General features: G+C 37.5%; 15 protein-coding genes and 2 pseudogenes. 13 read left to right on the top strand and 4 right to left on the bottom strand.

What is annotated here, in order from left to right; all coding sequences use genetic code 11:
* Positions 1-828 precede the first annotated feature (828 nt).
* Complete coding sequence (locus H9631_RS17860) at positions 829-1482, bottom strand: DJ-1/PfpI family protein (RefSeq protein ID WP_318246831.1); 654 nt, start codon at positions 1480-1482, stop codon at positions 829-831.
* Positions 1483-2225: 743 nt separating this feature from the next.
* Entirely contained in the window at positions 2226-2807 is a 582-nt protein-coding gene (locus tag H9631_RS17855) for a hypothetical protein (RefSeq protein WP_191815222.1), read from the bottom strand.
* Between the two features lie 193 nt (positions 2808-3000).
* Between H9631_RS17855 and H9631_RS17850 the strand changes: the two are divergent.
* Positions 3001-4353 (top strand): annotated as a pseudogene (locus H9631_RS17850) (IS3 family transposase).
* 91 nt (positions 4354-4444) lie between these two features.
* Here the strand turns inward: H9631_RS17850 and tnpA are convergent.
* A pseudogene (gene tnpA, locus H9631_RS17845) lies at positions 4445-4792 on the bottom strand (IS200/IS605 family transposase); the annotation flags it as partial.
* Positions 4793-5106: 314 nt separating this feature from the next.
* Between tnpA and H9631_RS17840 the strand changes: the two are divergent.
* Positions 5107-5736: a pyridoxamine 5'-phosphate oxidase family protein gene (locus tag H9631_RS17840; RefSeq protein WP_191815227.1), complete on the top strand. Its 630-nt coding sequence runs from the start codon at positions 5107-5109 to the stop codon at positions 5734-5736.
* A 332-nt stretch (positions 5737-6068) separates the two neighbouring features.
* Here H9631_RS17840 and resA read toward each other — a convergent pair whose 3' ends face one another.
* Positions 6069-6596 (bottom strand): thiol-disulfide oxidoreductase ResA, encoded by a 528-nt coding sequence (gene resA / locus H9631_RS17835; protein ID WP_191815220.1) that lies wholly within the window; start codon positions 6594-6596, stop codon positions 6069-6071.
* 598 nt (positions 6597-7194) lie between these two features.
* Between resA and H9631_RS17830 the strand changes: the two genes are divergently transcribed.
* From H9631_RS17830 to H9631_RS17780, 11 genes are all read left to right on the top strand, one after another.
* Complete coding sequence (locus H9631_RS17830) at positions 7195-8244, top strand: glutathione S-transferase family protein (RefSeq protein WP_191815218.1); 1050 nt, start codon at positions 7195-7197, stop codon at positions 8242-8244.
* Complete coding sequence (locus H9631_RS17825) at positions 8228-8734, top strand: GNAT family N-acetyltransferase (RefSeq protein ID WP_191815216.1); 507 nt, start codon at positions 8228-8230, stop codon at positions 8732-8734. The genes H9631_RS17830 and H9631_RS17825 overlap by 17 nt, the downstream gene beginning before the upstream one ends.
* Positions 8735-9177: 443 nt before the next feature.
* On the top strand, positions 9178-9399 hold the full coding sequence (locus tag H9631_RS17820) for a hypothetical protein (protein ID WP_191815214.1): 222 nt from the start codon (positions 9178-9180) through the stop codon (positions 9397-9399).
* A 34-nt stretch (positions 9400-9433) separates the two neighbouring features.
* On the top strand, positions 9434-10552 hold the full coding sequence (locus H9631_RS17815; protein ID WP_191815212.1) for a GerAB/ArcD/ProY family transporter: 1119 nt from the start codon (positions 9434-9436) through the stop codon (positions 10550-10552).
* Between the two features lie 328 nt (positions 10553-10880).
* Positions 10881-11288, top strand: coding sequence for a (4Fe-4S)-binding protein (locus tag H9631_RS17810; RefSeq protein WP_191815210.1), 408 nt, complete (start codon positions 10881-10883; stop codon positions 11286-11288).
* Positions 11289-11322: 34 nt separating this feature from the next.
* Positions 11323-11604 (top strand): GNAT family N-acetyltransferase, encoded by a 282-nt coding sequence (locus tag H9631_RS17805; RefSeq protein WP_191815208.1) that lies wholly within the window; start codon positions 11323-11325, stop codon positions 11602-11604.
* Between the two features lie 89 nt (positions 11605-11693).
* On the top strand, positions 11694-12149 hold the full coding sequence (locus tag H9631_RS17800) for a MarR family winged helix-turn-helix transcriptional regulator (protein ID WP_191815206.1): 456 nt from the start codon (positions 11694-11696) through the stop codon (positions 12147-12149).
* Positions 12150-12471: 322 nt separating this feature from the next.
* Positions 12472-13410, top strand: coding sequence for a ring-cleaving dioxygenase (locus H9631_RS17795; protein WP_191815204.1), 939 nt, complete (start codon positions 12472-12474; stop codon positions 13408-13410).
* Between the two features lie 21 nt (positions 13411-13431).
* Entirely contained in the window at positions 13432-14040 is a 609-nt protein-coding gene (locus H9631_RS17790; RefSeq protein ID WP_191815202.1) for a flavin reductase family protein, read from the top strand.
* A gap of 37 nt (positions 14041-14077) precedes the next feature.
* Positions 14078-15022, top strand: a complete 945-nt coding sequence (locus H9631_RS17785) for a ring-cleaving dioxygenase (RefSeq protein ID WP_191815200.1) — start codon at positions 14078-14080, stop codon at positions 15020-15022.
* Entirely contained in the window at positions 15019-15627 is a 609-nt protein-coding gene (locus H9631_RS17780; RefSeq protein ID WP_191815225.1) for an alpha/beta hydrolase, read from the top strand. The genes H9631_RS17785 and H9631_RS17780 overlap by 4 nt, the downstream gene beginning before the upstream one ends.
* Positions 15628-15710: the final 83 nt, after the last annotated feature.

Below are 15710 nucleotides of genomic sequence, written 5' to 3'. Positions count from 1 at the left end.
TTTTTTGTCTAAACTGATAAACTTTGAATCTTTTTAGTATTTTGAATTGATATTTTTAATTAATGCAACGCTAGTGAACTTTCATCTAAAGAAAAAATTGGGTGATTTCCAGACCTTACATTATTATCATTATCTCTTTTCCGTTCACCTCACTTTAGAGACCTTTTCCTGTTGGAACTGAAAATGGCTTACGGGTAGAATCGAAAGTTGCTGTTTTTTGTTGATTTAAGAACTTCGCGGGTAATATAGGGTGGTTCTGGTGATGGTTATGATACCTTGTATGTTCCTATGGAAATGAGTTGGCGTTTATCTCTATTTCGATCATGATTCTTTGAGTGCTGACTGTGATCGACAAGGTCGTGCTGATGTTGATCCATACCGTTTCGATTCCTTTCCTTTATGATTACCGCATGTTACATGTGATTTATCCAGAAAGGATGCAGAGTAAATAACTTTCATTTCATGCGGCAGAAGTCTTTCTCATCTGTAAGTGAGAGATGAATGCTTCCATTTGGGGGTCAAACCCTCAGCTGAATAAAGTTAAAGCCTCGGCGATATCACAGATTTTCAGGGGAAATGTATCGAGCTGAGTTCGATAGAATTTAGACGCCAATACGTCAAGGCGCATTTGATAGTGTCATAAAAAATGCATAGAGTCAGCAAATAATCTGGGAAACTACTAAAGGAATTGAATACAATAAAAGTCGATTCCCTAATGGGTAGGAAATCGACTTTTTCATTAGATTGTAACATGATCACATATGTTATTTCGAAATTAATTTCACAAGATGCTTTTCATCTTCAGCAACAAATAAGAGCTGATCCTCTTTACAAGGTGGGGGCTTGCGAGTGTTTATTATATTCAATCGTCTGAGCTGTTCGGATCTCCGCTTCCTCATTTAAGAGCCTGCCAACAATATGAAGGGACATATCAATCCCAGCAGATATCCCCGCAGCTGTTACGACATTTCCTTGATCGATAAACTTAACCCCTCTAATCACTTCTACTGTAGGGTAAGATTGTTCTAGAAGGTCTAGAGCAGCTTGATTGGTTGTTGCTTGCTTACCTTGTAATAATCCCGCTTGTGCTAAAAAGAAGGCGCCGGTACAAACAGATAGGATGAGCTTCTCTTTTGATTGATGGGAAATCCAACTCATAATTTGTTTATTTTGAGAAACAGTCTTTATCGCTCGATATGGACCTCCGGGAACGACGATAATATCAAAATCAGGTGCCGTTTGAAAACAATAATCTGGATGCACCTTCAAACCATTATGTACGGTTATTGGTTTCCCATCTTCTGAGACAGTGTTGACGATAAATGGTTTTTCTTCCAAATCCAGCTGGTTTAAAAATAGTTTTTGCACATCACTGACTTTATGGGTTGATAAGTTAAAAACTTCATAGGGACCTATGAAATCCATGGCATCAACCTCATTGAAAAGTAAAATACCTACATGAAATTGTTTTACTTTAATCACCTCCTTAGTTTATGATTTTATACCTATACGGGGTATAAGTAAATGGTTTTATACCTAAAAAAAAAATGAATTCTGATGTGCAAAGTATTATTAGAAATATAAAGAGAAGGAGATTTTAGTTTAAGGGGGAGGGGAGTATTCAGGGCTGTGAATCTGCTGCTTGCTTTACAAAAAAACAGCTGATTTTTGAAATCAATATTTTAAGATAGTGGAGGTATTCTAACTATGATGATGGTGGTGTTCTTGACATTTATTCGATAATCACAAATCGAATAAATGATACTTGAAAAAAACTCGATACATGGGGGTAGTTTGTTGTGCGCTTTTCAAGTATCAGAAGTCAATGAACTAAATCATCATAAAATGCCGTTAATTATACTGTCTGATCTTACGTGGAAAAACAGTTTATAAATTGGTCTACAAAAGGTCGTGATGAATATTAAGGTGGTTCGTTCACAGTTTTTTTGTTCTCAAATCGGCGTTCAAAAAATTGGCTGGATTAAGTCCCGTCGAATACAGAACTCAATCCATCCAATCAGCTGCATAGTAAAAACTTTAACTTTTTGGGGTAAACACAGGGTCGTACGTTCTCTCACTTACACAGGGAGTTCAGTTTATATTCCCGGTTGAGGGTTAAATAAATAAAAATGCCCGGCGCTGGCCGGGCTTTCTACACAACCTATTTATTGGTTTCAGCTACAATGATTTTAGCTGAATTTTCGGATGTATTTTTGACTAACGATTCACTCTTCATTTTCACTCCCATTTTTCCGGGTTTCAGCAACAATAACTGTAGCTACACCATTGGCTATCTTTGTGGCTAATGATTCATGTGCCATTTCTTTTGCAACATTTACTATTCCTTTACCAACTGTTTCGGCTCCTTGTTTAATTGCTTCTCCAGCAGTTTCAAGCCCTTTTTCGATTGTTTGGCCAACCTCTTTGACTTTGTCTACAACATGGTTGAAAAATCCACTAAAATCAAAATTCATAACTGTATCGTCCGATGGTGTTAGGTCTTGTTCGACAAAAGTTATCACTTCACTTTTCAGTGTTTCCGGGTCAAGCTCTGTTTTATATTGTGGTTCTGTTGACTTTAATATATCATTTGATTTTTCTTTAAGAAAATTGATTAAATCTGTATTTTTTTCTTCTCTAAGGGGGTAAATAACATATTCCTGTTTTGTTTTTAATGTTGTTACAAACTCTGTTTGATCTCCCTCTTTATGCTCACACATAAAAAATACATAACCGTTGGATGGATCAATTCTTCTGTGGGGACCCACATTAATTATGAACTTTTCAAAAGCGTACTCAGTTGACAAAAAACCACTCTCCTTACAGATTTTACAATATAGGAGGCAAGAAGTATTTCTAACCTCGAATATCATTACTGTACATACTATTTTCATGGTTTCTTTTATATGCCAAAAACATCCTCTAATCAAAACCACCAGTGTGAATGAACTGCACCCCAATTGTTAGACACAAATCTAATAATTGGAGGTGCAGTTTTTTATGGCTAAATTCACCAGTGTTGAAAAAATACAAGCAGTCATTCGCTTTCAAAGTGGTACAGAAGGCGTAAAGTCAATAGCTAAATCCATAGGAGTTGACCATTCAGTCCTCTTAAATTGGATTAAACAATATGAATATCACGGGGAAAAAGCTTTTGAAAAACGCTATACATCTTACACATTGCAGTATAAACTAAATGTACTTAATTATATGAACGAACAAGGGACATCTATCCGGGAAACAGCAGCGATCTTTAATATTTCTACACACTCCACGCTTTTACAATGGAAAAAGCAATTGGAGGCAGAAGGAATAGATGCCCTAGAACCAAAGAAAAAGGGGTGTCCATCCATGAAAAAAGGTTCTAATCATACATCTAAAAAACAAAAGTCGGCTGAAGGGACTCCGGAAGCATTACAAGCAGAAATAGATCGTTTACGCATGGAGAATGCCTATTTAAAAAAGTTGAATGCCTTAGTTCAAAACAAGGAAAAATCACCAAACAGGACAAAATGCAAGTAATCTATGAACTAAGGCATGAATTCCCTGTGAAGGCACTTCCAGCTGGCAGAGATTCCACGCAGCACGTACTACTATATAGTAAGTAAATTCGGACTCCCGGATAAAGATGCGGAGTTAAAAAAGCTGATTCAAGCTATCTACGATGAGCATCAAGGACGTTATGGATACCGCCGTATCCGGGACGAGCTATGGAATCGGGGGCATAAGGTAAACCATAAAAAAGTCCAACGCATCATGAAAGAATTAGGTTTAAAAAGCCTAGTTCGAATGAAGAAGTATCGCTCTTACAAAGGAAAGGTTGGCAATATTGCACCAAATATTTTAGATCGGAACTTTAATGCCGAAAAACCAAATCAAAAATGGGTAACGGATATTACAGAGTTTAAATTATTTGGGGAGAAGCTCTATCTTTCACCTATGCTATATAATGGGGAAATCATTGCCTATACAATCGACTCTAGACCTACTTATTCACTTGTATCGGAAATGTTGGAGAAATCATTTAAACGGTTATCAGAGGAAGATGAACTGCTTATTCATTCGGATCAAGGCTGGCATTACCAAATGAAACAATATCAGCACGCCTTAAGGGAAAGATTGATTACGCAAAGTATGTCACGTAAAGGCAACTGTTATGATAATGCCGTTATTGAAAACTTCTTTGGCATTATGAAATCAGAATTTCTTTATTTAAACGAATTCGAAAGTATAGAGCATTTTAAGCAAGAGCTAGAAAAATATATAGAATACTATAACAACAAACGAATCAAGGCAAAACTAAAAGGCCTGAGCCCGGTACAATACCGAATTCAGACCTTAATAGCAGCTTAGCAAAATTATCTGTCTAACTTTATGGGGTCACTTCAGAACTGGTGGTTTGCTCTGCGGCTGAAAGCCTCTCTTACCGGCCTCGGCCTAAAAGGCCCACTGTATCGACGTAGAAACCTCGACACCAGAATTTCCGATTCCCGTATCGATATTTCAAATGTGCATGTCGATCAAATATCATCAGGCTGCTTTTCCCTTTTAGGTAACCCATGAATTGAGATACACTTCATTTAGGTGGGATATTAACGAACATGTGAATATGATCCGGACAGGCATTTGCTTCATGAATAGTTACACCTTTCCTTTCACATAAATCTCTTATGATTTGTCCAATACTCTTTTTGTATTTTCCATAAATGATCTGCCTTCTGTACTTTGGCGCAAAGACTATGTGATACTTACAATTCCATGTTGTGTGTGCTAAACTGTTCATGTCCTTCATAAGGGCATACCTCCTTCTTGGCGAGATGAAGTGGTCGGGAAACCAACTTTATCCTACCATGAAGTGAGGTTTTTTTGTTACCACGCTATAAGCTCTCTTGAACCTCCGGCATAGCCAGGGGTTTTCTAAACCATCAATAAAAATAAGCCCATCGCTGATGCTTGGACTTGGTTATGTTAATATGGATTTAAGTATAGTAACAATCGTGGTTTGTTATTAATAAACGAACAGTCTAGTTTATTAACTGCTATTGTGTAAATATAGAGTTTTTTATGGTTAATTGGTTATTTCAAAGAAGAGGAGAAGGTATGGAAATGGGATCTACTCAAAGGTTTAATCAAACTATTGAATCTGAAGCAGAGCTTCGCACGATTGTAGGATCTCCTAGTAAATTAGTAGAAAATAAGGTGATTACATATTTAGATACTCATTGTTCAAATTTTATTTCTAAATCATCATTTTTAGTTATTTCTACAGCAGATGACGCTGGTTGTTGCGACGCTTCTCCAAGAGGAGATAAGCCGGGCTTTGTTCTTGTCTTAGATGAAAAACACTTAATTATACCTGAAAGACCAGGAAATAGAAGAATTGATTCTATGCGTAATATTCTATTAAATCCCAGGGTGGGGCTTCTTTTTATAATTCCAGGTATGGAAGAAACGCTTAGAGTTAATGGAAAGGCCACTTTAGTGAAAGATGAAGAACTGCTTGAAAAAATGAAGGTTAACGAACGGAAACCACTTTTAGGCATTGGTATAAAAGTTGATGAATGTTTTATCCATTGTGCCAAAGCATTTAAACGTTCAAATTTATGGAAACCGGATTTTTGGCCGGATAAAGAAACATTGCCTTCTGCTTCAAAAATTTTATCTGCTCACTCGAAAATTCCAAATCAAAAAGTTGTTGATATTCTTGAGGAAAGTTATACGAAACGGCTTTATTAAACTAAAAAACGTATGTAGTTGAAAAAGAAATCTCCTACCATTCTCTAAATATCCAATGCTAATTAAGAAATTGTATACATTAAAAAAAGCCCGGTTTGCAGACCGAGCTTTATTTTTTTACTACATGGCATCTATCCACGCCTCATTGCTTAACTCCAAAAGTGGCCCAACTGCATTCTTTTTTATTCATTATCTTACAAATTGAGTTTTACTAAAAAAAGATTGTAACCGTTGGGTAGCTCAGTCAACTTATCTGCGTTGGAAGGAATTATCCGAGAAGCTCTCACTCTAAGCATTATAGCTAAATGGTGGGTAGTGCAATCATAGTATTATCAAGGTTTAATGCTCTCCATCATGCCTCTAATCTTTGCTTCGGAAAGTTCTCCTGTTTCAATCGCAGTTATCGTGCCTTCCGAGTTGATCAGCATAGTAGTAGGCAAAGGGGTGACGTTATATAGATTAAGAATATCTTTATTCGTATCTTTCAAAATGGGAAAAGTTAACCGATGCTTTTGAACAAATTTATTGATAGCAAACTCTGGTTCAGCCACATTAATGGCTAATATTTCTACTCCTTGATTTTTATAAACTTCAAATTGATTGTTCATATAAGGCATTTCCTTTTCACATGGCTTGCACCATGTGCCCCAAAAGTTCAAAAACACGCCTTTACCTTTATAGTCAGACAGCTTATGCTGATCTCCATTCATATCAGAAAGAATAAAATCTGGCGCCTTATCACCAACCGCTATTTTTCCTCTTGTTTCTTTTGTGAAATTTGCATAAAGTGTATAGACTATTGCAGCCAGCATAATAGCCAGTATGACACTCCGCATGACCAATCGTTTCTTTTTCTTCATTTTTCTCCTCCAGATGATGAACTGTCTTTTATCTGAGATCTTAAAATCCATAAACAAAGTTAACGCCTAATTTGCTGTTTGTCACACTCTAGGAAGAGATTGATCAAAAGCCAGTAATCTATTTTATTCACATCCTTATATATTTTTCGAACAGCATTATAAAGATAAAACATGATTGTGAAGAAACTATGAAGTTCCCCCGAATTTTACTAGTAGGCATAACTTATGTGGCATTTTAGTCATAATTTTGCAGAAAAACATTTAATGGATCCTCTCTTCATGTTCTGGATTCTCACCATAAGTAAACACTACTTGGCGATTGTGAAGATCAATCATTCACTTTACTAGTATCAATTAGAGATATAGGTATAGAAAGGTCATTGACTTTTTAGATATACGTAAATATAATTGTTTGGATTAAACATACCTGTTTAGTTGGCTTTTTTGATGCAATTACTCCATAGGGAGGGGAATCTAGCAAAATTCTCGAACAAGAAGTGATTTAGGTCAAAAAAATCTATAGATACAATAATTCTGAGATAACATCGATTTATTACTAGAATATAATTTTGAATACAAGCGTCAGGGGGAATTTGGAATGAACAATGAAGAAGTCAATAAAACCGGAACATTAGCACAGCGTGAAATTACAAAGGACGGTTCTTTTAACCGCCAAAAAAATTGCTTTACAACGCCATTTGGCAATGAAGAAGGTCAGCTTCCAGTAGAAGCAGGACGCTACCGTTTGCTGTGTTCCCCTGTTTGCCCTTGGGCACACCGTACTATTATTGTACGCCGTTTATTAGGGTTGGAAGATGCCATTAGTTTAGGCACGACTGATCCGATGCGTCCAAATGTTGACCGTGTAGATTGGGCATTTACACTTGATGAAAATAATATAGATCCAGTACTAGGTATTAAGTATATTAGTGAAATTTATTTGGAAACAGACCCAAATTATGAAGGCCGTCCAACGGTACCAGTTATTGTTGATGTAAAGGAACGGAAGGTCGTTAATAATGATTACTTCCGGATTACAAATTATTTTGAAACGGCATGGAAGCCACTTCATAAGGAAGGAGCACCGGACTTATATCCGGAACTTTTACGCGAGGAAATAGATGCTCTTAATGATGTTATTTTTCACGATATTAATAACGGAGTTTATAAATGTGGCTTTGCTCGCTCACAGGAAGCCTATGAAAAAGCATATGATACTCTTTTTGCTCGTTTAGATGAGTTAGATACACGTTTAGCGACACAGCGTTTCTTATTCGGTGACTATATTACGGACAGTGACGTACGTTTCTATGTGACGCTGGCCCGTTTTGATGTTGCTTATTATAGTGCCTTTAAGGCGAACCGTAATTTAATTCAGAACTTCCCGAATTTATCTGGCTATTTACGTGATTTATTTCAGACGCCCGGATTTGGCGACACAACTGATTTTCATGCAATTAAATTGCATTATTATCTATCGAACCATATTGCGACAGATGATCAAAAGACCCTAGGGATTTTACCAAAAGGCCCAGATACATCCATATTATCATTGCCGCATAACCGTGAAAGTTTAAGTGAAAGTGAAAGTAAATTTTTCAAGCAAATAGCCAATAAGGGGAGAACTTTTCATGGTAGTTGTACGTGATACAAAAGAAACTGATTTAGTGTTGATTAAATCTATACGCTGGGAAGCGTATCAAGAACATGAATCCAAAGTTCCGGCAGAACATTGGGCGGTATTAAGCAATTCATTTGATCAAGACTATAGTTTGACAGAAGGCGTTCAGCAAATGGTTGCTGAGGTGGATGGAGAAGTTGTTGGAACCGTCGTGTTATTCCCAGGAAAGATGGTGGCTTATAAAGATTTAACGAGTAAAGCACTGGAATATCCTGAGCTGCGTATGTTAGCCGTTTCGTCGAATTGCCGAGGTAAGGGCGTTGCAAAAGCACTTGTACAAGAATGTATTCACCGTTCAAAAAAACAAGGGTATCATGCAATGGGGTTACATACAGCAGATTTTATGGAGAATGCTATACATTTATATAAGTCGCTAGGCTTTCAACGAATGAAAGAGCTGGATTTTGTACCATTGGATGATGGAATTATTGTGAAGGCATTCCGAATTTATTTTTAAAGAGAATGGATGATATGTATTGCAAAGAAACTGCTGAGTGATTAATAAAATAGTGGAGAGCCGGATTTTTTGTTGGATAGAACTGGTCGGAACTTAAAAAGCGCGAGAAATCGATTTGCAAAAGCTGATTTCTCGCGCTTTTTTGATGTTGATTTTTTTAGTTTTGCTTAAAAAATATACTTATGTCTCAGTTGTAATGCGCATAATATGGGTGAAATCAGTTGAAAATCTAGACTCATGGCAGCTTACTTAACTTTGTATAAGAACCTCTGAAATTGTAAAAAACTGATAGAAATGAGCATGTGAGGTTGAGGAAAATAGTTATTGAACTGGATGTTCATTCTAAAACGTAAATGTCAGTCCTTTTATAATAGATCGGCCTGGATCATCTTATTTTTACAAAGCTTATCACAAAAATGGCAATTAAAAGTGGGGGAGAAAAAGTGGAGTGGAAAGCCTTTTTTATTACCTTGATGATTGTTATCGTCATTATTCTTCTGCAATGGCCCAGGTTGAAAGTAAATCCTTCAAAAGATAAAGCGGCTTTTATGGTGCTTCTTGTCATTGGTCTCGCTTTTTCACTGTTTGATTTGCAACGTATGAAAGGGCCCATTACATTGAGGGAATCTTTGTTTAAGCCATTCATTGAATATATGCTGAAATGATCTATTTGAATGATGCTGAAAGGAAGTGCAAATCTTGGAAAAGGGAAAAATATCAGCTTTACAAATGCTGATGCTTATATATCCTACTATTATTGCCACAGGCATCCTTTCAGTGCCGGCCATTGTTGCCCAATTTGCTGGTAATGATTCATGGTTTCCGCCTATCATCGCCTCTTCAGCTGGGTTTTTGGCCGTTTTTATAGCTGACAGGCTTCATAAGCTTTATCCAGGAAAGACATTGATTCAGTACAGTGAAGATATTCTAGGGCGGATCATGGGGAAATTGGTTAGTTTTCTTGTCCTCTTTTTTTATATCGAAATTACTGGTTCTATAAGCAGACTGTACAGTGAATTCATAGTGACGTCCTTTTTATTTACGACACCGCAAATTGTAGTTATTGCATCAATGCTGTTCCTTTGTGCAATCTGCGTATATGGAGGTCTGGAAGTACTATTAAGAACTGCTCAGTTATTATTTCCGTTCTTTGTCTTGCCAATAGCATTATTCATCCTATTTTCCGCTAGCGATTTTCAATTTGGAAATATATTACCAATTTTTGAAAATGGAATCATTCCATCTTTAAAGGGAGCAGTACCGCCTTCGGGATGGTTTGCGGAATTCTTTATCATCTCATTTTTTCTTCCTTTTTTATCTAGTAAGGAAAAAGGTTTAAAATATGGGATGTTATCAGTTCTAATCGTAATGATCACACTTGTAATCGTCAATTTGATTGTCACATTTGTATTAGGTTATGCAACAGCAAGCAAAATCTACCCTCTTATGAATGTCGGCCGTTATACTGTTTTCGCTTCTTTTTTCGAAAACATGGAGGCGGTCGTTATGACTGTTTGGATTGCTGGGGCATTTGTCAAAATATCGGCTTTTTATTATGTCGCCGTTTTGGGACTAGCTCAGTGGTTGAAGCTCTCTGATTACCGGCCAGTGGTTTGGCCAATGGGGATATTAATGGTGCAATTTGCTTACTGGGGGTTGCCTAATACTGTAGTAATTCAACATTATGAAGTTGCCGGATTTCCAATTTATTCAGTCTCTATTCAAATATTAATTCCCTTTATCCTTTTGGTTATCGCTTTTTTGAGGAAGAAGGGACTGAAGGAACAGTCCTCGAAAAAAGGTGTGCAATCTACTTAAAGTTCAATGTTGACTGCTAGCATCATAGGACTAGTGTGGAAAAGAACAGCTGAACATGTTGTTTTTTACACCAGCTTTTTCGGATCTGTAAAATATTCTTCTGTTTTAGCGGGCTTAAAAGCGTCATTTTTCTACTGTGTTTTTTTCTCTATAAAATAGAGTTGACATGGGAAGAAAATTAATTATATAATTATCTCGAATTCGAAATAATTTACAGTTAGTTAGCTACATTGAAGGATTTTTGACCGGATTCGAATTTTTAAAAGTTGAGGAATTAAAGGTTATGAATGAAACGTTAAAATCTACAAAAAGGAGGGACGATTGTTAAATGGATAATGAATATAAGGTGTATCATGGGGAAAACATTGAGGTAAGGTTCCATTCCGTGCGTTGTATCCATGCTGCAGAGTGTGTCAAAGGGCTTCCTGAGGTTTTTGATGTGAGCAAGCGGCCATGGGTCAGCCCTGATCAGGCATTAACTGATGATGTGGCCACAGTGATCGAACGTTGTCCTAGCGGCGCTTTGGAATATATAAGAAAAGACGGAGAAGCTGGGGAACAGCCGCAAGCTGAAACAATTCTTGATTTGCAGCCTGGTCATGTAATGTATATTAGAGGGAATCTAACAATTAAGAACGAGGACGAAGCAATTCAAGTGAAACGAGCTGCTCTATGTGGCTGTGGTCACTCTCACAATAAGCCATTTTGTGATAATGCGCATCAATGCCGCCCATAAAAAATAATCGGATTTAAAGGAGTGACTAAACAAGATGATAGAAATCAAGACAGGGAAGAACACGTTTTTCGTCGGAGAAAATCAAGAGCAGGCATTAGCCGAAATCCATTTTGTACCGACGGGAGCTGAGAAAATTATTGTAGATCATACGTATGTTTCAGACGACCTTCGCGGACAAGGTGTTGGAGAAGCTTTAGTGGAACATATCGTTGCCTTTGCACGTAAGGAAGGAAAGAAAATCATTCCATTGTGTCCATTTGCTAAAAGTCAAATTGACCAACATAAAGAATATCAGGATGTGCTAGCAGACCGTTAAGACATATTATTTGAAAAATGTAGTTGATTAGACTAAAGATTTATTGTATAGTTGTCTTGAATTAGAGATATTTTGAAGGAATGATATTGATGGAAGAGAAAATTCAAGAACAAACAGAGGAAGAATTGTCATTAAGACTATTTATTGTTTTAACGAGGGCTTTAAATTCCATAAAGAAACGTGTGGAAGAAGACATAAAATCCTTGGGATTAAATCCGACGGAATTTGCTGTTCTGGAGATGATTTATAATAAAGGTGAACAGCCAATACAAAAAATTGGTGAAAAGGTATTGATTGCAAGCAGCAGCATTACGTATGTAGTGGATAAGCTAGAAAAGAAGAAATTACTAAAGAGAAAAGCCTGTCCAAAAGATCGACGTATCACCTATGCCACTATTACCCAAGATGGAACAGACTTAATGGATGCAGTTTTCCCTAAACATAAGTTAGCCATTAAAGAAATTTGTGCGGGTCTAACAATAGACGAGAAAAAGATTATGATTGAACAATTAAAAAAATTAGGCTATTACGCACAGAACTTATAATTTTTTTAAGTTATTATCTCGAATTAGTAATATACAAATTCTAATTATTTTAGTGAGTTGATAAGCTTAATTAGGCCAGAACATGAGTTGGTGAAGAAACCTAACAGTGGTTACAACGATCAGCTTATGGACACTCTAAAAGTGAATTCTTGGACTGCTATCAGTGTTTTAATTAGCTCCTGAAATTTTTGAAGGTTTAAAACTATGAAAGAATGTGAATGAGAATAAGTATAATCACTTGGTCAACACCGCATTTGATTTGGAAGATAAAGCTACCGCTTTAGTTGCTGGGCGGCTCATATAAATTTGGAGGGAAAAAGAAATGACTAAAAGGACAATGGGAATTCACCACATAACGGCGATTGTAGGCCATCCACAAGAAAATGTAGATTTTTATGCAGGAGTGCTAGGTTTGCGTTTAGTAAAAAAAACGGTTAACTTTGATGATCCAGAAACCTATCATCTATATTTTGGTAATGAAGGTGGAAAACCAGGAACAATCATTACTTTCTTCCCATGGGTAGGGGCTCGTCAAGGCAGAATTGGTGACGGTCAAGTAGGTGTGACTAGTTATGTAGTTCCTAAAGGAGCCATGAAATTTTGGGAACAAAGATTGGAGAAGTTCAATATCTCTTTTAGCAAAAGCGAACGTTTTAATGAGCAGTACCTACAATTCGATGACCCACATGGATTACATTTAGAAATTGTTGAGCGGGAAGAAGGAGAAATTAATCCTTGGACTTTTGGAGATGTGACTCCAGATGTCGCTATCAAAGGTTTTGGTGGTGCGACCCTATACTCAACTAAGCCTGAAAAAACAGCGGAATTGCTAGAAAAAGTAATGGGTCTGGAATTGATAGGTCAAGAAGGAGACTACAGCCGCTTCCGCTCTTTAGCTGATATTGGGAATATCATTGATCTAAAAGTAAATCGTACACAAAGAGGGCAAATGGGTGTTGGGACAGTTCATCACATCGCATGGAGAGCCAGCGATGATAATGATCAACTGGAATGGCAAAAATATGTTGCTGGAAATGGCTATGGCGTCACTCCTGTCCAAGATCGAAATTACTTTAATGCTATTTACTTCAGAGAGTATGGAGAAATATTATTCGAAATTGCGACTGATCCTCCTGGATTTGCTCATGATGAATCACAGGAAACAATGGGAGAAAAATTAATGCTGCCTGCACAGTATGAACATTATAGAGAGCAGCTTGAACGTAGTTTGATACCAATCGAAGTTCGAGAATTAAACTAATATTCGAAAGGGATGAGTTCAGTGCTTTCTATTGATCCTCGTAACAATACTGAGAGAGAGAATTATAAACTTCTTATTGGAAGTATTATTCCAAGGCCGATTGCTTTCGTGACGACTTTATCTGAAGACGGCGTACTAAATGGTGCTCCCTTTAGTTATTTTAATATCGTCTCTTCTAATCCTCCTATGATTTCATTATCCATCCAGCGCCCTGATGGAAAACAGAAGGATACGGCTAGAAACATTATAAAAAAGAGGGAATTTGTCGTTCATATTGTGGATGAACAAAACGTTGAGAAAATTAATCAAACTGCTGCGAATCTTCCCGCTTCTGAGAGTGAAATTGAGCTGGCAGAATTAACACAAGTGAAGAGCACCCATATCACTGTACCTGGTGTAGAACAAGCAAAAATTCGCATGGAGTGCATACTAGAGCACTCTGTGGAATTGGGAGGTAAAGAGCAGCCTGGTTGTGATTTGCTCATTGGACAAGTCATTCAATTCCATGTTGAAAATGCTCTTTATGAAAATGGAAGAATTGATCCTAGAGGATTGGCGGCTGTCAGTCGGTTAGCTGGTGCTAATTATGCGAAAATCGGAGAGATGTTTGCAATCGAACGACCTAAATAGAACTTTAAATGATCCAAAGGGAAAGGAGGGGGAGTAAATGCAAAAAACATCTGGTATTCATCATATATCTTCAATGGTAAACGATGCCCAAAGGAATATTGACTTTTATGCAGGAGTCCTTGGGTTACGGCTTGTCAAAAAGACCATCAATTTTGATCGTCCCGAAGTCTATCATTTATATTTTGGCAACGAAACAGGAGAACCAGGAACGCTCATTACTTTCTTTCCATGGGCTGAACAGTTAAAGGGACGCATTGGTAAAGGGCAAGTTGGAGTGTCTAGCTATGCGATCCCAAAAGGTTCGATTGATTTTTGGAAAAGTCGATTGGAAAAATTTGAGGTGAAGTTCTTTACATTCGTTCGCTTCGAGGAAACACATTTGAGTTTTCAAGATCCTGACGGTTTGGAAGTTGAACTGGTGGAACAAGATGAAGGCCCAGTTAATCATTGGAATGCTGCAGGTATTGAACCAGAACAAGCAATTAAAGGGTTCAGTGGTGCTACATTAATTTCAGCCCAGCCGCATAAAACAGCTGAGATGCTTGAGGATATTTTAGGGCTTACATGTATAGGTGATCAAGAAGGGTTTCTTAGATTTAAATCGGAATCACAGATTGTACATACAATTGACATTAAGCTTACACCCTCTGTACGAGGTTTAATGGGAGCTGGAACGGTTCATCATATAGCCTGGAGAGCAAAGAATGAAGAAGAGCTACTAAAATGGAGATCGCTTTTAGAAGAGAAGGGTTATCACCCAACCCAAGTATTAGATCGGAACTATTTTAAATCGATCTATTTTCATGAGGCAGGCGGAATCCTCTTTGAAATAGCGACTGACCCACCTGGTTTTTCAGTTGATGAACCTGTCGCAGAACTGGGAGAAAACTTGATGTTGCCGTCATGGTTAGAGTCAAAACGAGCTGAACTGGAGGAAACTTTACCTCCCGTGAAGGTCCGTGTTTTGGAGGGGGAATTATAATGAAACATATATTCAATAAAGGAAAAGATCCACATAAACCAACGCTTTTATTACTGCATGGAACTGGGGGAAGTGAGTTGGACTTATTGCCCCTTGCAGGAAGAATTGATGGGGACGCTTCTGTATTAAGTGTTCGGGGAAATGTCTTGGAAAATGGAATGCCGCGCTTCTTTAAAAGACTGGCTGAAGGCATATTTGATGAAGAGGATCTTATTTTCCGGACGAAGGAACTAAATGAATTTCTAGATGAAGCTGCCGAAAAATATGAGTTTGATCGCAACAATATCATAGCGATTGGCTACTCAAACGGAGCCAATATCGCGGCGAGCCTATTATTCCATTATCAAGACGCCTTGAAAGGGGCAATCCTTCATCACCCTATGGTTCCTAGAAGGGGCATAGAGCTTCCTGATTTATCCGGAAAATCTGTGTTCATTGCAGCCGGAACCAACGATCCTATTTGCTCATCGGCCGAATCGTTAGAACTACAAGAGTTATTGGAACAGGCGAAGGCACAAGTAGAACTTTATTGGGAAAACCGGGGTCACCAATTAACTGCTTCAGAGGTTGAAGCAGCTAGTAAATGGTATTCAGCTCTATCGTGAGCCGTCATGTTATGTACCTCGTTACTCTAATTAGCACATACTCTGGGTAAATGTGGAAAAATATATATTAATGGAAATGGAAG

Origin of the sequence: Bacillus norwichensis, assembly GCF_014836955.1 — a bacterium.
GTDB lineage: Bacteria > Bacillota > Bacilli > Bacillales > Bacillaceae_C > Siminovitchia > Siminovitchia norwichensis.
The sequence above is the reverse complement of the archived record's forward strand: the minus strand, read 5'-3'. Positions and strand labels throughout refer to the sequence as shown.